The sequence below is a fragment of the Corallococcus caeni genome (assembly GCF_036245865.1).
GTDB lineage: Bacteria > Myxococcota > Myxococcia > Myxococcales > Myxococcaceae > Corallococcus > Corallococcus caeni.
In genome coordinates this window covers 513,382-530,773 of record NZ_BTTW01000002.1, presented here as the reverse complement: position 1 = coordinate 530,773, position 17,392 = coordinate 513,382, and the positions used below count along the sequence as shown (strand labels likewise).

General features: G+C 73.1%; 10 protein-coding genes. 6 read left to right on the top strand and 4 right to left on the bottom strand.

Going from position 1 to position 17,392, the window contains the following annotated elements:
- Window position 1: 1 nt before the first annotated feature.
- Window positions 2–1,177, bottom strand: coding sequence for an amino acid deaminase/aldolase (locus AABA78_RS10250; protein ID WP_338262792.1), 1,176 nt, complete (start codon window positions 1,175–1,177; stop codon window positions 2–4).
- Between the two features lie 392 nt (window positions 1,178–1,569).
- On the opposite strand from AABA78_RS10250, the gene AABA78_RS10245 reads away from it, so the two are divergent.
- The gene (locus tag AABA78_RS10245) at window positions 1,570–2,697 is read left to right on the top strand and encodes a helix-turn-helix transcriptional regulator (protein WP_338262791.1); all 1,128 of its coding nucleotides are present in this window, start codon (window positions 1,570–1,572) and stop codon (window positions 2,695–2,697) included.
- Window positions 2,698–2,738: 41 nt separating this feature from the next.
- Window positions 2,739–3,890 (top strand): metallophosphoesterase, encoded by a 1,152-nt coding sequence (locus AABA78_RS10240; RefSeq protein WP_338262790.1) that lies wholly within the window; start codon window positions 2,739–2,741, stop codon window positions 3,888–3,890.
- Between the two features lie 51 nt (window positions 3,891–3,941).
- On the opposite strand, the gene AABA78_RS10235 is transcribed toward AABA78_RS10240, so the two are convergent.
- Window positions 3,942–5,315, bottom strand: a complete 1,374-nt coding sequence (locus tag AABA78_RS10235; protein ID WP_338262789.1) for a thioredoxin family protein — start codon at window positions 5,313–5,315, stop codon at window positions 3,942–3,944.
- Window positions 5,316–5,425: 110 nt separating this feature from the next.
- Between AABA78_RS10235 and AABA78_RS10230 the strand changes: the two genes are divergently transcribed.
- The 4 genes from AABA78_RS10230 (at window position 5,426) to traB (ending at window position 12,212) form a co-directional block, all read left to right on the top strand.
- The gene (locus tag AABA78_RS10230; RefSeq protein WP_338262788.1) at window positions 5,426–7,171 is read left to right on the top strand and encodes a GTPase; all 1,746 of its coding nucleotides are present in this window, start codon (window positions 5,426–5,428) and stop codon (window positions 7,169–7,171) included.
- 87 nt (window positions 7,172–7,258) lie between these two features.
- A complete protein-coding gene (locus tag AABA78_RS10225; RefSeq protein ID WP_171413797.1) occupies window positions 7,259–8,323 on the top strand; it encodes a hypothetical protein in 1,065 nt (354 codons plus the stop codon).
- Between the two features lie 158 nt (window positions 8,324–8,481).
- The gene (traA, locus tag AABA78_RS10220; RefSeq protein WP_338262786.1) at window positions 8,482–10,584 is read left to right on the top strand and encodes an outer membrane exchange protein TraA; all 2,103 of its coding nucleotides are present in this window, start codon (window positions 8,482–8,484) and stop codon (window positions 10,582–10,584) included.
- On the top strand, window positions 10,581–12,212 hold the full coding sequence (gene traB, locus AABA78_RS10215; protein WP_338262784.1) for an outer membrane exchange protein TraB: 1,632 nt from the start codon (window positions 10,581–10,583) through the stop codon (window positions 12,210–12,212). Before traA ends, traB begins: the two co-directional genes overlap by 4 nt.
- 68 nt (window positions 12,213–12,280) lie before the next feature.
- On the opposite strand, the gene AABA78_RS10210 is transcribed toward traB, so the two are convergent.
- A complete protein-coding gene (locus AABA78_RS10210) occupies window positions 12,281–13,066 on the bottom strand; it encodes an Ig-like domain-containing protein (RefSeq protein ID WP_338262783.1) in 786 nt (261 codons plus the stop codon).
- A gap of 183 nt (window positions 13,067–13,249) precedes the next feature.
- A complete protein-coding gene (locus AABA78_RS10205) occupies window positions 13,250–17,263 on the bottom strand; it encodes a protein kinase domain-containing protein (RefSeq protein ID WP_338262782.1) in 4,014 nt (1,337 codons plus the stop codon).
- Between the last annotated feature and the right edge of the window lie 129 nt (window positions 17,264–17,392).

The following is a 17,392-nucleotide window of genomic DNA, read 5'->3' as shown; positions in this document are numbered from 1 at the left end:
GTCACCCCCATTCGCCCCGGTAGGTTGGAACCTCCTCCACGACGCGGCCCCCGGAGATGAGCAGCAGCGTGCGGAAGTGTTCGCACACCTCGCCCGCCTTCGCGTGCCGGAAGAACACCGGCGCGCCCAGGGGCAGCGGCACCGGGCCCGTGTAGGCGATGGGCGTCTGCACCTCGCCCGCGCCTTCCAGCGGGAGGAGCTTCGCGCCCTCGGGCAGGTAGGGCACCGGCAGCTTGTCCACGCCCGCCGAGCCAGAGGCCACGTAGCCGCCGCCCTGGAGCGTGAAGAGGCCCGGCCCCGGGCGCCGCGTGACGGGGATGGCGAACGCCACCGCGGGCTGGTGGTGGAAGCCGCGATAGCCGTCGAAGAGCGCGGGCGAGTACAGGCCGCTGCCCGCGGTCAGCTCGGTGACGCTCGCGTCCTCGCGCGTGGACTCCAGGCTGCCCGTGCCGCCGCCGTTCACGAAGCGTGGCGCGAAGCCCGCTTCCTTCAGCGCGGCCACCACCGCCTGCCTGCGCGCGTGCACGCGGCCCACGGAGGCCCGCTTGAGCGCGCGGATGACCACGTTCTTCGCCCCCGCGTGCGCGGCGGCGTCCGGCACGCCCGCGAGCTGCGCCTCGTAGCCCATGACGCCCGCGAGGAACACGGCGTCCCCTTCCGCCGCGATGCGCTTCGCCACCGCCAGCGCGTCCTCCGGCGAGCGCACCGGCGAGCGGTGCACCCCGAAGCGCAGGCCCGGCAGGTCCACGGACAGGTCCACGTCCAGGCACAGCGGGGCGCGCGTCCCCTGCCCCCGGGCCGCCCGGGCCGCGAGCGCCACGTGCTCGGCCGAGTCCACCATCAGCGTCACGGGCGCTGGCGGCCGGCACAGCTCCGCCAGGGCCTCGGCATCCACGACGGGGTAGCCCATGAGCAGGTCGGTAAAGCCGCGCTCGCGCAGGCGCACGGCCTCGTCGGCGCTGAAGCACATGAGGCCCTGGAAGCCGGGATGCCCGTCGAGCACGCGCCGCAGCAGCGCCACGCACCGCACCGACTTCGTGGCCACCCGCACGGGCAGGCCCCCCGCGCGCCGCAGCAGCGCCGCCGCGTTCTCGTCCAGGAGGTCCACGTCCGCGAAGGCCAGCGGCAGCCGCCGCCCCTCCAGGGCCCGGGCGTACCAGGCGTAATCACGCGACATGTCAGGACCTCCGGGCGCGGGCTCCACGGCAGAAGGTCATCATCTCCGCGCGCCATCGTGTCCAGGGCCTGGTGTCACCAGGCTCGTAGGGTGGTGGACAGGGCGGGGAGGAGGCGCCGGAAAAGGGGCAGCGCGCCGGACATTCCTGGGGGAACGCCCGGCGCGCGCACACACGGATTCTTCGACTCCTGGGTCGGCCCACCCCCCCGGAAGGGCACGGAACGCCATGGTGCCGTCAGCCGAAAGTCATTTCTATTGAGGAAATCACGCGAGTCTCAGACGACCCGGGGGGCAGGGAATCACTTCCCACCTGGACAGGCGGAAGAAGCATTGATTCCACTCCCGACCTCACAAGTCTTCCAATTGGCCCCAGCCGCTATAGTAAGCAAATCGTGATTGATTTGATTTCCGAGGACCAACGCCTCTTGCAGGAGCTGGAGGGCCTGCTGGAGGGGCTGGAGCCCGGCTCCGAGGCACTGCCGGCGGTCCTCACCGCGCTCCGTGGCGCCCTGCGCGCGGAGCGGACGGCGGCCTACGGCGTGGATGTGGGCCCGGACCGCTATCACACGGCCTTCGTGTACGGCGCGGGCTTCCCGCAGCCGTCCTCGGCCCTTTCGGAGGCCTTCGACGCGGCCCTGCCACCGGCGGGGAGCCGGTTCGGCTATTTCGATCCCGCGCGTCCGCCGCTGGCCCAGCGCAACCGGGCGATGCGCTTCTCACCGCTGGGCATGCCGGAGCCCCTGCGGGCCCTGCCCATCACCGGCGAGGGCGAGGGGCCGCTGTGGGAGCGGCTGGGGCTGAGCGAGGCCGAGTGGGAGCACGCGCGGGCGCAGCTGGCCGGGAACGCCTCGAACCTGTACCGGCGTCTGGGATTGGAGCACCTGGCGCAGCTGCGGGTGCTGGTGTGCGAAGGCGACATGATGCTGGGCTGGGTGGGCGCCTTCCGGTCCGAGCCCTTCACGGAGCGGGAGCAGCGGCTGCTCCAGGCGCTGACGCCCGCCATCCAGCGGCGCATGGCCATGGACCGGCGGCTGCGCGAGGCGGGCCTGCTGGGCCCGGCCCTGGGCGCGGCGCTGGAGGTGCTGGGGCGGCCCGCGTGGGTCGTCACGTTCAGCGGCCGGGTGATGCACGCCAACAAGGCGGGGCAGGCGCGGTGGGAGCAGGACTCGCAGGCGCTGGCGGCGCAGGTGCGCGAGTGTCTGCGGAGCCCGCCGGGCACGGGGCCACTGTTCTCCTCCGGCCCGCTGCGCACGCAGGGGCTGCCGGACCACTACCTGGTGCTGGACCCCGGCCCCCCGATGGAGCCGACGTCGCGCCTGCCGGTGCTGACCCAGCGCTGGGGGCTCACCGCGCGCGAGGCGCAGGTGCTGGAGCACGTGGTGCAGGGGGAGACGAACAAGGCCATCGCCCTGCACCTGGGCTGCGCCGAGCGCACGGTGGAGGTGCACGTCACGCACCTCCTGAACAAGGCGCAGGTGGAGAGCCGCTCCGCGCTCATCTCCCGCTTCTTCCAGTCCTGATGCGCCGTGGGCACCGCCCCCGGCGTGACTAGGATGGAGGGATGGATGACGCGCTCTTGAGGAAGGCGCTGGCTCGCGCCGACGCGGCGGTGGCGGAGGGGCCGCACGCGGTCGCGACGGATGGCCAGCGCCGCACGCTGCACGTGGCGATGGGGGACCCGCAGGCGGACTTCGACCGGGTGCTGTCCATCCTCTCGCTGCACGGGTTGCTGGATGGGGATGGAGGGCTGCGCCCGGACGTGTGCCTGGTGTCCGTGGGCGACCACTTCGACTGGGGTCCCGCGGCCGACCGCGAGCGCGTGGCCCGGAGCGCGCTGCGGTGGGTGGCGTGGCTCGCGTCCCATCCGGCGGATCAAGCGGTGCTGCTCCTGGGCAACCACGACCTGGGGCGCGTGGGAGAGCTGGCGGACTTCACCGATGCGACCTTCCGCGCCGCGCAGGTGGACGCGGACCGGGTCTACGCGGGGGATGACACCGACGCGGCGGCGGAGCGGGCCTTCCTCCAGCGCTGGCCCGGGTTGCCGAGCGCGGAGCTGGCGGCGCGGGACTTCAGCACCTGGACCGAGGAGCAGCGCGCGTGGGTGGAGCACCTGCTGCGCGCACGGAGGTTCCGCGTCGCGCATGCGGCCGGGGATTCGCTGCTGGTGCTGCACGCGGGCGTCACGCGCGAGGACCTGGAGGTCGTGGGGCTCGAGCCTGGGCGGTGGGCGGACGCGCGCGCGGTGGCGGAGGCGCTCAACGGGGTGATGGACCGGGCGGTGGAGGCGTGGAAGAGCGGGCCGCTCGTGCTGCCGGGGTTGCACCATCCGGGCAATGCGAAGGATGGCGAGGGAGTGGGCATCTTCTACCAGCGGCCCAGCCTGGCCGCGGAGGATGCGGAGCGCGTGCGGGGGACGCCCCGGCGCAGGTTCGATCCCCGGCGCTTGCCGCTGGGGTTGTCCCAGGTGGTGGGCCACACGCGAGACAAGCGGGTGCGGGAGCTGGTGGGGGTGCCGGGCCCCGCGCGGGATGGCGTGCTGCGCCACCTGGTGACGGATGGGACGCGCGTGGACTACGCGCACGGACCGCCGCCAATGACGGGCCCGGGTGAAGCGGTGATGGTCTTCACGGATGGCGCCATGCGCGAGGGACGCGCGGAGGACTTCGAGCTGTTCGACCTGGACGCCCGTCGCGCGGTGCCGCGGGTCCCGTGACGACTCCTCGCGTGTGCCGCATCCGGAGCACACGCGAGGGTGATGGGCCTGCTACGGCGCCGCGCCTGGAGCAGCGGCCGGCGACTTGAGCCCGGCGAGCTTCTTCTCCAGCGACTCCACCTGACGCGGGGACACCTGCGCGGCGGGCAGCGTCTTCGCGAAGGTCAGCGCCTCCTCCAGCGTCTTCACCGCGCCCGCGGTGTCCTTGCGCGCGACCTGGATGTCCGCGCGGCCGGAGAGCACGGACAGCCGCCGCGCTCCCTGCACCCGCGCCAGGGCCCGGTCGTTCGCGGCGAGCGCGTCGTCGAGCCGGCCCGACAGGCGGTACAGCGTCGCGAGCCGCGCGGGCGGGTTGTAGTCCTGGGGCAGGTCCTTCTCGCTCTGCTCCAGCGCGGGGATGGCCCGCTGCGGCTGCTCCAGCGTCATCGCCGCGAGCATGCGGTGCGAGTCGAACACCGTGCGCGCCTCGGGGTTCGGCGCCTTCGCGGCCTCGCCCTCCAGGAACGTCAGCCACTCCTGCGCCACCTGCTTCGCGCCCGCAGTGTCCTGGTCCTGCTTGCGCGCCTCCACCAGCACCTCGTACAGGCCGGAGCGGTCATCCGCCTCCATGTCGATGGCGGGCGGCGCCAGCACGTCGCGCGCCTTCGCCTCCAGCGTGTGGCGCAGGTCCGCGGCCTCGGGCGTGCCCTCGGGGATGGCCAGCGCGCAGGTGAGGCCGTTGAGGACGCTGTTGGCCAGGTTGAGCGAGCGCGGCACCCCCGGCAGCTCCGCCACCGCCTTCTGCGCGCAGGGCACGTACTGCTTCGCCCCGTACTGCGCCATCAGCAGCGACTCCAGCGCGCGGCCCCGGCGGGACCAGTCGGCGGGGGCCTCCGCGAGCGCGAGCGTCAGGGCCTCGGCGGCCTCCGCGGGCTTGCGCTCCCCGTAGAGGGCGTCACCCCGGGCGAGCAGCGCGTCCGCGCCGGTGGCACCGCCCTGATAGGCGCGCTCGCCGTCCTCGAAGAGGCGCTCCAACTGCGGCACCGTCGCGCTGCCGGCGAAGCGCAGCAGGGCCTTCTCCTCGCGCGGGTCGATGATGAAGAAGGTGGGCCAGAACTCCACCGGGTACTTCTCCTGGAACGTCGCGTTCTGGGTCAGGTCGGTGTTGAGCTCCAGCCACACGAAGCGGTCCGCGTGCTTCGCCAGCGCCTTGTCCGTGAAGACATACGCGCGCATGGAGCGGCACGTGTGACACCACGGCGCCCAGGTGTCGACGAACAGGGGCACGCCCTTCGCCTTCGCGTCCGCGAGCGCGCGGGCGTAGTCATCCGGGATGAAGGGCAGAGGGCCTTCGGCGTGGGCCTCGGCGGGCGCGGGCGCGTTGGCGTGCGTGGCCGTGCAGGCGATGGACCCCGACAGAAGCAGGCAGGCGAGGAGGGAGCGCATGCGGCGCACCCTATCGCGCCTCCCGAGGGGTGTCCTCGGTGGACAGTGTGCGCACACTTGTCTGGGCACCGCGCGGCGTGCGTGCTGTCTTGCGCGTGGCCCCTATGCCCATGAAGGACCCTCGCGCCCTGCGCACCGCCCTCGCGTCCGCCCTGGACGCCCTGCCCGCCTCCGAGCGCTTCCCCGACGGCGCCGACGCCGACCTGGCCCGCCGCCTGGCCGAACGCCTGCGCCGCGACCTGCTGCCCCGCCTGGGCTCCGGCGCCGACGACGTTCCGCTGCTCCTGGTGGCCATCGCCGGGCCCAACAACGTCGGGAAGTCCACGCTCTTCAACGCGCTGGCGAAGGCGTCCCTGTCCCCCGCGCGCCCCGAGGGCGGCCTCACCAAGCAGTGCCTGGCCGCGGCGAACCCGGAGACGTGGACCGGAGCGCTGAAGGACGTGCTCACCCAGCGCTACGACATCGTCCCGGTGGCCAACGGGACGGTGGCGCCCGTGGACGAGGCCGGGCCCGCGGGCCGGCTGTACCTGGTGCTGTCGGACGCGGTGCCGCGCGGGCTGCTGGTGATGGACACGCCGGACTTCGACAGCGTGTACCGCGACAACCGCGAGCGGGCCGAGGCGCTGCTCGTCACGGTGGACGTGCTGGTGTTCGTGGTGAGCCGGCAGACGTACCAGAACGCGGCGCTGGTGGACTTCCTGCGCGCGGCGGTGGGCCACGGCAAGCCGTACCTGCTCGTCTACAACGAGGCCACGCGCGAGGACGTGGCGCGCGGCCACCTGGACAAGCTGGCCCAGGACGTGGGCCACCCGCCGCTCGCGCGCTACCTGGCGCCGCACCAGCCGGACGTGGAGGCGGGACTGAAGCCGCTGGCCACGCAGGCGCTGGACGGACGGCCACCGCTCGCCGCGCTGCTGGGACAGGCCGAGCATGCGCGCGAGCTGAAGGCGCGGGCGCTGGAGGCGTCGCTGTCGGATGCGCGCTCGGAGCTGGACGCGGTGGCCCGGGCGGCGACCCGCGCGGCCCGCGAGCCGGAGCGGCTGAGGCAGCGGCTGCGGCATGACCTGCAAGGCATTGGTGCGCAGGCGGCGCTCAAGGCCGTGCCCGCGGATGTCCTGGTGGATGCGTTTCGCGACGAACTGGATGCGCGCAGCACCTTCCACCGGTTCGTGCGCCTGCCGTTCCGGGGGCTGGCCACGGCGCTCACGTTCGTGAGCCGCAAGGTGCGCGAGTCCTTCACCGGGCCCCGGCCCCATGAAGCGCTACCCTCGCAGGCGGTGGATGACTCGCTGAAGGACGGGCTGCGCCGGCTGGTGGACGCCTTCGCGCCGGAGGTGGCCGCGTGGCGCGGGGACGCGGAGACGCGGGAGAAACTGGCGCAGGCCTTCGGGCCCGCGATGCTGGGCCGGCTGGACGCTTCGCTGGAGCTGGACGCGCTGCACGCGCACGCGGCGGACCGGGCGACGCTGTACGACTTCTGCCGCCAGTTGGTGGGCACCGAGCTGCAAGGCGGCATGCGCGAGGAGCTGCTCCAGGCGCTCACCACGCTGGTGTACTCGGTGCCATCCGGGGCGGCGGCGGTGGTGACGGTGGCCACGGGTGGGCTGGGGCATGACGCGGTGGTGTGGGCGGGGACGCTGCTGTCCACGCCGCTGCTGGAGCGCTTCGTGGACCTGCTGGGCGCCCAGGTGCGCGCGACGGTGACGCGCAAGTGGGCGGACTCGCACGGGGCCACGCTGGCGCAGGCCATGGAGGCGCGCTTCTTCGCGGACCTCCTGTCCCACCTGGATGCCCAGGCGGAGGGCTGGATGCGCACCGCGACCACCCTGGAAACCGCGCGGCGGGCGGCGGAGTAGGCGCCCGGTTCCCGACAGGCCCCAGCCTCCGGGAGGGAGGCAAGACTTCGTGCCTCGCCGCCACCGATGCGTCATGCTGGGTCCGCCATGACCGGTCCGGGCCCGGAGTCGGGTTCACCTCTCATCCTGTCGTTTCGTCACCTGCTGACCGAGTCCGTCAGTGCGTTCCTCGACGAGGCGGACATGACGTGTCCGCAGACGGCGGACGCGCTCAGCGAGCTGCTGGTGACGCTGTCGCGCTACCGCGAGGAGGGCGCGCTGCTGTTCCCCACCGCGTTCCTGGGTGATGACCTGGGGGCGATGATGGAGCTCCTGGGCGGGCACGACCCGATTCCGCTCGGCTCGGGGCCGCGCAACCGCGCCACCATCCAGCGGGCGCTCAAGCAGTGCGCGCCGCTGGGGCAGGGACGCTGGTGGGCGCTGTACCTGCTGCGCGACTCCGCGGGCCTCACCTACGGCATCTTCCGCACGGATCCGTTCCCCATGGCGGAGACGCCGCTGGAGCGCCTGCGGCACGCGCCGGACCGGGGCGCGCGTGTGGTGGGCATGTTGCAGCTCGCGGACAACATCCTCGAGCTGCGTGGCGGCGGCGGGCTGTGCCGGCACGTGTACCTGTCCGGTGCGCGCATCGACCTGGAGCCGCCCTCGGTGGTGCTGGACACGCTGGCCAGCGCGGTGACCGAACAGGTCCTGCCCTCCAGCCGCGAGTACGCGCGTGGGTTCTTCCGGCGGGTGCTGTTCGAGGTGATGCAGTCCTCGCACGGCACCCTGGTGGCGGTGCTGCCTCGGGAGCGCGCGGGTTCGGCGCTGTTCGTGGACGGCATCCTGTTGCCCCGGCCCATGGACGTGGTGGCGATGCTGGACCGGCACCACGCGACCCAGGACGGCAGCGCGGCGTCGGCGGTGCGGGCGACCGCGCAGCTCCTGCGCGGCATGATGGCCACCGACGGCATCACCGTGCTGCGCGCGGATGGGTGCATCCTCGGGTACAACGTCTTCGTGCGTCACCCGGAGACGCTGACCCGGCAGCCGGGCTTCTTCGGCGGAGCACGGCGGCGGACGTACGAGGTGCTGTGCGCGGCCCTGGGCAGCGAGCTCGCCGCGGCGTTCATCCGCTCGCAGGACGGGGACGTGGCGTGCCGTCGCGTGTGACGCTTCCGGCACGGTGACGGTTTCCCGTTTTGCATGTTGCACGGATTGATTGCGGCTCCGAGGGACAGAGGACCCTGGAGGTCGCATTCGTGCACGGGGACTCGGGACGTGGGCGGAAGGTTGAGAACGTCAACTTAATCTGTAAGGCTGCGCGCGCTTTGCGCACAGCTCCCCTCCCCGTCCGCGCGTACGCCGCGCTGTCCCTGCTCGCCGTGTGCCTCGCGAGCGCGCCCGCCGTGGCGCAGAAGCTGCCGGATGTGGTGGTGACGGGGGCACCCGCGGCGCCGTCGCCCACGGATACCGGTACAGGGCTCTGCATGGCGTCCAACGTGTGGACGCGCACTGCGAATGAGTTTCCGACGAGCCAGTCGCTCTACACGGACAGCCTGAATGCATACATGGAGGAGAACAGCGCAACGCGCATGACCTCCGTACTGCGCTCCACGTTCGACCTGTCGAACAACCTGAATGACGGTCGCGTGCTGAGCTACGGCGACTTCGTCAACGTGGTCTCAGGATGTGCCCAGGGTGGCTGCCCCTTCCATTACAACGACCCGAGCATCAAATTTGTCTCCCGTTTCCGCGGCTACCTGAACGTCACCCAGGCCATGGTCGGGCGCGTCCTGCACTTCGGTTTCTACGCCGACGACGCCATCAGCCTCGTGCTGTTCGACAAGGTCAACAACCGCTACAGCATCGTCATCCGGCCACCGGAAATCGGTGCGCCGACACGGCGCACCACCAACTCGGTCACCTTCACCCAGTCCGGGCTGTATCCCATCGAGCTGCTCTACGTGCAGATCGTCGAGCACGCGGCACTGGAGTTCGCCGTCCTGGATGGGACTTTCACGGACTTTGACCGGCCCGCGAACCAGCCTCCAGTCGTCCCGCTCAACACCGCGGGCTTCTCCCTGGTCCAGCCTGCGCAGCTGTTCCAGACGGAGACCGGCCGGCCGTCGTTCCCCGCGAACCTGGACCAGTGCGTCCAGTGCAACCGTCAGTTCGCCAATCAGCCCGGCAATGGCAGTTGCGGTCCGTCCTACTACTGCAACTCCGCTGCGCTCTGCGCACCCTGTGACACGAACCTCCTGTGCGGCGACACGTGCTCGCCGTGCGGACCGACCGCGCCCATCTGCGCCCAGGTCAACGGTCAGTTCACCTGCGTCGCGTGCACCCAGAACAGCGACTGCGCCACCGGCCGCTGTGACACCGCCACCAACGTCTGCACCGGCTGCGTCCGCGACTCCGACTGCGGCTCCGGCCAGGTCTGCGACGAGCCGAACTTCACCTGCGTCCAGTGCACCTCCGACGCGGAGTGCCCCGGCAGCCAGGTCTGCGACCTCACCGCGAACTCCTGCGTCGAGTGCAACGAAGACACCCAATGCGACCGGGGTGAGAGCTGCTCCAACCACGTCTGCACGCCCTGCAACACCAACGACGCCTGCGCCGGCAACTCCTGCAACTGCTGCCCCAATGGCACCCAGTGCGCCGCGCCCACCCCCGGCGCCCCGCCCTCCTGCGTCGAGTGCACCACCGACAGCCAGTGCTCCAACGGCAAGACCTGCGACACGCTGAACGGCACCTGCGTCGACGCCGTCCCGGAGTGCAACACCTCCGACCGCTGCGGCCCCGGCTGCTCCAAGTGCCCCGGCGAGCGCCCCTACTGTCTTGACGGCGAGGTCTGCGTCCAGTGCCGCAACGACCTGGAATGCGGCGACGGCCAGACCTGCGTCAGCGGTGAGTGCAGCTCCTGCACCACCGACAAGCGCTGCGGCCCGCGCTGCGACTCCTGCGGCGAGGACACCCCGTTCTGCCTCTCCGACGGCACCGTGCAGAACAGCGTGTGCGTGGGCTGCGTCAACGACTCCGACTGCGGCAGCGGCACCTGCGACCCCACCACGCGCACCTGCTCCAACACCGGCGCCTGCGCGGTGACGTGCGCCGAAGGGCTCGTGTGCGACGGCTCCGCGTGCGTCCAGTGCTTCGCCGACGCGCACTGCCCCTGCGGCGGCACCTGCGACCTGACCACCAACACCTGCCTCGAAACCTGCGCCGACAGCGGCGACTGCCTGGGCGTCGAGTTCTGCTCCGCCGAAACCCAGCAGTGCGAGCGCGGCCGCCGCAAGCCCGGCACCGAGCCTCAGGGCGGGGCCTTCTGCTGCGGTACCACCGCCGAGGACACCCCCACCGGCAGCACCGCCATGCTGGTCACCCTCGCCCTGGGCTTCCTCTTCCTGCGCTCCGCCCGCCGCGTCCGATGAAGCCCTCCCGCACGCCGCTCCTCCCGCTGCTGCTGGCCCTCGCGCTGTCCACCGCCGCCCACGCCGCGCCGGATCCGCGCTTCAACATCCAGGTCTTCCGCCCGTCCGGCGCGCCGCAGGACCTGGTGATGGTCACCCAGTCCCGGCCCCTGTCGCACCTGTCCGTCGCCGCCGGGCCCTACTTCAGCTACTCCATCAACCCGCTCTCCCTCGTCCCCAAGGACGGAGACCTGGGCTCCATCAGCCTCGTGGGCAACCGGCTCCAGCTGGACGTCATGGCCACCGTCGGCCTCTTCGACTGGGCCGAGGTGGGCGTGGACCTGCCGCTGGTGCTCCTGCAGGGCGGCCAGAACCTGGAGGTCATCGGCACCGAAGGGCCCGTGGAGAGCTTCGCCCTGGGCGACCTGCGCCTCACCGGCAAGGTGGCCATCCCCGGCTTCCGCCGCTCCGCGGAGGGCCACGGCTGGGGCGCCGCGCTCACGCTCAACGTCAGCTTCCCCACCGGCGTGCAGGAGGCCTTCGCGGGCGACGGCGAGCTCACCTGGGCGCCGGGCCTGGTGCTCGACTACCGCTTCAAGTCCGGCATCCTCCTCGCCTTCAACGGCGGCTTCTGGAAGCGGCCGGACATCATCTTCAGCGGCACGCAGCTGGGGGACATGGCCCCGTTCGGCCTGGGCACGGAGGTGCCCCTGTTGCGCGGCAGCGGCATCACCGCGCTGGGCATGGTGAACGGCGCGTTCGGCCTCAAGAAGGCGCCCGGCCAGGAGCGGCAGATTCCCGCGGAGCTGCTCATCGGCTTGCGCTGGTACAGCTCGCTGGGCGTCACCTTCACCTTCGGCGGCGGCCTGGGCTGCGGCTGCTCGCTGGCGTCGCCGAACCTGAGCTTCTTCACCTCCATCATCTGGGTGCCCGCCAAGACGCGCGAGTGGGAGGCCATCGAGCGCTTCAAGGAGCCGCCCCCGCCGCCCCCGCCGCCCGTGGACCCCGACAACGACGGCGTCATCGGCGAGCGCGACCGCTGCCCCAACCTCTTTGGCCCGGTGGAGAACGCCGGCTGCCCGGACACCGACGCGGACTCCGACGGCGTGGTGGACCGCATCGACAAGTGCCCGGACGTCCCGCAGGGCAAGCGCGGCCGTGACGGCTGTCCGCTCGCGCGCACGTCGGGCAACAAGATCGTCATCCTGGAGCAGGTGAACTTCGCCACCGACCAGGACGTCATCCTCTCCGAGTCCTACCCCGTGCTGGAGGAGGTCGCGCGGGTGATGGAGGAGAACCCGAAGATGGACCGCATCCTCATCGAGGGCCACACCGACTCGCGCGCCAGCGACCAGTACAACCTGGAGCTGTCCAAGCGCCGCGCCGCCAGCGTGAAGCGCTTCCTCATCGAGAGCGGCGTCGCCGCGGAGCGCGTGTGCTCGCAGGGCTTCGGGCGCAGCATGCCCGTGGCCGACAACGCCACGGAGGAGGGCATGGCCCTCAACCGCCGCGTCGAGTTCACCATCCAGCCGCCCAGCGACGGCCCCCGCCCGCCCTGCCCGGATGACGTGGAGGCCGCGTCCAAGAAGAAGGGCGGCAAGAAGGCGGCGCCCACCAAACCCGCCGCGCCGCCCGCGAAGAAGCCGTAGCGGAAGTCCCAGGGTCCGCCGCTCCACGGCGGCGGGCCCGGCACTTCGCCGAGCTTCGGGGGACAGGCCTACTCGACGATGAAGTCCGCGGCGGTGCGGCGACGGCCGGCCACCACCGACACCACCGCGCGGCCCTGGCCCACGGCCGTCACGCGGCCCTCGGGCGACACCGTCACCACGGCGGAGTTCGAGCTGAACCACTCCAGCGGCACCTTCTCCAGCGCCACGCCATTGCGGTTGTACGCGCGCGCCTGGACCATCACCGACTGGCCCTTCTTCTTGAACGTGTACGAGGTGAGGTTCAGCCCCAGGCGCACGAAGTCCGGCGGCACCACCTGCACGGCGATGGCGCGGTTCAGGTGCCCCAGCGTCGCGGTGACGGTGGCCACGCCGGCGGACGCGGCGATGAGCTCGCCGTTCTCCACGCGCGCCACCTCCTCGTTGCTGGAGCGGAAGGCGGGCGCCGCGTCCGGGATGACGTGGCCCGCTTCATTGCGCGCCACCACGCGCAGCTTGATGGTGCGCCCCACCTCCACGAAGTCCGCGCCCGGCGCGCGCACGTCCAGCGACGCGAGGATGGTGAGGTCCAGCGGCAGCGCCGCCTTCGCGCGGCCGCCCTGCACGCCGATGATTGTCTTTCCGGACTTGCGCGCCACCACCGTGCCGTCCTCCAGCACGGAGGCCACCTCCGGCGCGGAGCTGGTCCAGCGCAGGCGCGTGTCCATCATCTTGCGCCCGTCCGCGTCCAGCACGGTGTAGTTGAGCGGCAGGTTCTGCCCCTGCGTGCGCAGGTAGCGCTGCTCGGGCTGTTCCAGGGTGATGGTCGTGGGCGACGGTCCACACGCACCGAGCACACCCAGCGCGAGGAAACCCAACAGGGAAAGGGACGGTGGACGTGACGTCTTCACGAAGGCAGGCACGGGGGGCGGTGGGGAGAGGCGAAGTCTACCGGCTGACCACTCGACGGGCGGGAAAACCGCGCGCGTCCGCGCCGAAGTCCGGACGCCTGCACGCCTGCTGACGACTTCCGGCCACTTTCAGCGGCGCGGGGTCCGGGCCTCCATCGCCCCCAGCACCTGCGCGGCCAGGGCCTCCCCCTCCCGCCAGCCCGCCACCCGGGCACGCTCCCTCGCCTGCTCCAGCCGCTCGCGCGCGTCCGCCCCACGCCCGCCCGCCACCAGCAGGCGCCCGGCGTTGAAGTGGATGCGCGCCACCTCCTGGGCGTCACCCCCCTGCTCGGCCAGGGTGAGCGCGCGCTCCAGGTCCGACAGCGCCTGGGCCGGCTCGCCCGCGAGGACCCGCAGGCCCGCGAGCTGCGACAGCGCCCGCGCCTGCCCCACCGCGCTGCCCACCGACCGCGCCTGCTCCGCCGCGCGCGTGAAGGCCACCCGCGCCCGGTCCAGCTGCCCCAGCCGCTGCTGCAGCCGCCCCAGCAGCAGGTAGTGCTCCCAGAAGAAGTCCGCCGACTGGGGCGTCCGGTTCCCCATGCGCTGGAAGGCCCGCGCCAGCAGCTCCACCGCCGCCGTCGTCTCGCCCTTGGCCTCGCGCACCCGCGCGAGCTCGCCCAGCACCAGGGCCTCGACCTCCGGCTCCGAGCCCGCCGGCCCCTGCGCCATGCCGAGGCGCACCTCCGCGTCGTCCACGCGCCCCAGCTTCAGCTCCGCGACGGCCACGCGCCGCGCGGCCTCCGCCCACCTCCCGGGCGTCTGCATCACCGGCACGCGGTCCAGCCACGGCGTCACCAGCCCGTCCACGGCCGCGGGGTCCGTCTGCGTGAGGCACCCCGCCGCGCGCGCGAGCACGTCCAGCTGCCAGCGCACCACCGTCGCCGTCGCGCCGGGCGCGCGGCCCAGGGCCCAGCGGTAGAAGTCCACCGCCGCGCGCCACTCGCCGCGCGCCGCGAACCAGTCTCCCGCCCGCTCGCACGCGGCCGGCGCGCCGGAGGCCTCCGCGCCCAGAAGGTGATCCGCCACCCGCACCTCGCGGGCCGGCTCCTGCATGAACGCCTCCAGCTCCAGCGTCTCCGCCAGCGCCTGGTGCGCGCTCCGCAGTTGCGAGGGCGACAGGCGCTCGCGCAGCACCTGCCGCGCCTCCTCGCGCGTGAAGCGGAAGACGCCGGGCTGGTTGGGCACGGGCACCACCCACTCCGCGTCGTCCAGCACCTCCGCGCCGTCCGGGGCCGTCAGCGACGCGCGCACCAGCTCCGCGCAGAAGAGCGAGCCCTCCACCGCGGCCCGCTGGAGGAAGCGCAGCGACGCGGCGGGCAGCAGCTCCAGCCGCGCGCCCAGCGCCTGTCCCAGCCCCTGGGGCAGCAGCGCGGCCGTGAGCGGACCATTGGCCTGGAAGCCGCCCTCCGTGCGCTGCAATACGCCCACCGCCACCAGCAGCCGCACCAGCGCCAGCGCGTGCGCGGGATTGCCGCGCACCCGGTCCGCCACCGCCCGCTCCAGCGACGGCGACAGGGCCATGCCCAGGCTCGCGGTGAGCAGGGCGTTCAGCTCCGACGGCGACAGCCCCTCCAGCACCGTCACCGGCAGGGACGCCAGGGCCGTGGGCACCGCGTCCACGTCGCCCGTGGCCACCAGCGCCACGCCCGTGTCCTTCGCCGCGAGCACACCCGCGAGCAACTCCAGCGACGGGCCGTCCACGCGGTGCACGTCGTCCACCAGCAGCAGCAGGCCGGACGGCTTCGCCACGCGCTGGAGCGCGTCCACCAGCGCCACGTCTCCCGCGGGCAGGTGTCCGCCCACCGGCGCGCCGCGCGCGAGCCTCCGCCAGAGCGCCGCGGCCTCCGGTTCGGAGAAGCCCAGGCCCGTCAGCGGCGGCTGCGTCGCCTCTCCGCCCGTGGCGGCCCGCGACAGCGCGGTGAACACCGTGCGCCACAGCCCCAGCGCTCCGGCGGAGCGGGGGTCTCCGCCCCACGCGTACACCACGCGCGGCGATGTGCCCGAGGCCAGCTCCGCCACCGCCTCCAGGAAGCGGCTGCGTCCCACGCCCGTGGGCCCCACGAAGAGCCGCGCGCCGCCCTCGCCCTTGCGCGCCGAGTCCACCACCGCCCGCGCCTGGGCCAGCGCCTCGTCGCGCCCCACGAGGGTATCCACGCGGGCCGCGGGCACGCCGGACTCCACCCGCCACGCGGTGCCGCCGGGCAGCTCGCGCGCCACGCCGATGCGCACCCCGCCCGCCTCCACCAGCAGCGCCTTCACCGAGGCGCCCACGAGCAACTCACCGGGCGCCGCCGCGTCCGCCAGCGCCTGCGTCCGCTCCAGTCCCAGGCCGGACAGGTGCGTGGCCCCGCCCTCCGCGCCCGCGCGCACACCGCTGTCCAGGCCCGACAGCCGGGACGCCCCGCCCTCCGCACCCGCGCGCAGCCCGCTGGACTCCAGGCCGGACGGCCGGGGCGCTCCCGCCTCCACGCTCACGCGCACCACGCCGGACTCCAGGCCCCGCCGCACGCCGGGCCCTGCGCTCCCCAGATCCTCCGCGCACTTCAACGCCCGCGTCGCGTCGTCGGGACGCGCCTGCGGCAGGCCGAAAGGCAGACACCAGCGCGCTTCCGACAGCGCCACGGCCTCCACGTGGTGGCGCGCCGCGGCCTGCGACACCGCCTCGCGCAGCCGGGCCTCGTGGGCCGGTTCGCCCACGACCACCAGCAGCGTGAGCCGGCGCATCTGCGCCTGCGCGTCCATCGCGCGGATCTTCACCGTGGGGCCCGGGGCCTCGTCTCCCAGGGCCGGGGGCCCGTCGTCCTCCTCGGACGTCGGTGGCGCCTCGGCCAGGACGGAGGCCAGCGGCGCGGGCACCTCCATCGTCGGATCCGTGGGCGGCTCGTGCACGGCGCCGTCGTCGCCGCGGGCGGCGGGCGCCTTGGCCGTCGGCGCGTCGGGGATGTCCTCGTCGCCCAGGTGCACGGGCGGCTCGCGCAGCACGGGCATCATCGCCAGCTTCGGCGCGGGGCCCCCGGACGCGGGCGTGAGCGAGTTGCCGCACGCGGGGCAGAAGCGGTTGGTCGCGCTGGTGGACTGGCCACAGCGCGGGCACGACACGCTCGAGGGCTCGCGGACCTGCGGCAGCCCGGGCTCGCCGCTGCCCGCGTCGCGCAGCCTCGCGAGCACCGTGTCGCCCACCAGCCGCGTCACCACCGCGGAGACGCCCTCCCCCGGCACCTCCGGCACTTCATCCAGATAGGACTGGAGCGCGCGCGCCACCTCGGAGCACCGGGCGAAGCGCTGCGCGGGCGCGCGGTGGAGCATGCGCAGGATGATCTGCTCCAGGAGCGGCGACAGCCCCTCCACGAACTGCGAGGGCCGGGGCACCGCCGCCAGCGCGATGCGCCGCATGGCCTCCGCGGGGTTGTCCGTGTCGATGAACGGCCGGCGCGTGCACAGCTCCCACAGCACGACACCGAGCGCGAACTGGTCGCTGGTGCCGGAGACGGGCTCGTTGCGCACCTGCTCCGGCGACATGTAGCGCAGCTTGCCCTTGAGCACGCCCGTGCGCGTGCGGCTGGCGCGGATGGTCGCCTTGGCCACGCCGAAGTCCACCACCTTCGTCAGGCCGTCCAGGCGCACCATGATGTTCTGCGGGCTGATGTCCCGGTGCACCAGCTCCAGCGGCGCGCCCTGGCTGTCACGCGCGTGGTGCGCATGGTCCAACCCCAGCGCCGCGTCGCGGATCATCTGCGCGCAGACGCGGTGGGGCAGCGGCGTGCCGGCCCGCTGCGCCGCCTTCGCCAGGCGGCCCAGGTTCTCGCCCTCGATGTACTCCATGGCGATATAGAACGTGCCCTGCCACGCGCCGACCTCGTACAGCGAGACGACGTTCGGGTGGTTCAGGTGCGCCGCGACGCGGGCCTCGTCGAGGAACATCTCCACCGAGCCCTCGTGCTCCAGCAGGTCCGGCAGCAGGCTCTTGAGGATGACGGGGCGCTCGAAGCCGCTCACGCCCACCTGACGCGCCAGGAAGATCTCCCCCATGCCCCCCACGGCCACGCGGCGCAGCACCGCGTACCTGCCGAAGATGAGTGAAGACGGGGAAGCACCGGACACCATCGCCCTTGCACGGTACCCAGCGATCCCCATCCCCCGCCAGTCCCCGGCGCCCCGCTTTCACACCGGGAAGCCCTCGCCCTTCACACCGCCGTGTGGGTCCTGGCGCACCGGGCGTGACGGGTGGGGTCC

What these genes read in the sequence shown, in the direction of transcription:
- AABA78_RS10205 (WP_338262782.1), bottom strand. Translation starts at nt 17,263, where the DNA reads ATGGTGTCCGGTGCTTCCCCGTCTTCACTCATCTTCGGCAGGTACGCG.
- AABA78_RS10225 (WP_171413797.1), top strand. Translation starts at nt 7,259, where the DNA reads ATGACCGGTCCGGGCCCGGAGTCGGGTTCACCTCTCATCCTGTCGTTT.
- AABA78_RS10240 (WP_338262790.1), top strand. Translation starts at nt 2,739, where the DNA reads ATGGATGACGCGCTCTTGAGGAAGGCGCTGGCTCGCGCCGACGCGGCG.
- traB (WP_338262784.1), top strand. Translation starts at nt 10,581, where the DNA reads ATGAAGCCCTCCCGCACGCCGCTCCTCCCGCTGCTGCTGGCCCTCGCG.
- AABA78_RS10235 (WP_338262789.1), bottom strand. Translation starts at nt 5,315, where the DNA reads ATGCGCTCCCTCCTCGCCTGCCTGCTTCTGTCGGGGTCCATCGCCTGC.
- AABA78_RS10250 (WP_338262792.1), bottom strand. Translation starts at nt 1,177, where the DNA reads ATGTCGCGTGATTACGCCTGGTACGCCCGGGCCCTGGAGGGGCGGCGG.
- AABA78_RS10230 (WP_338262788.1), top strand. Translation starts at nt 5,426, where the DNA reads ATGAAGGACCCTCGCGCCCTGCGCACCGCCCTCGCGTCCGCCCTGGAC.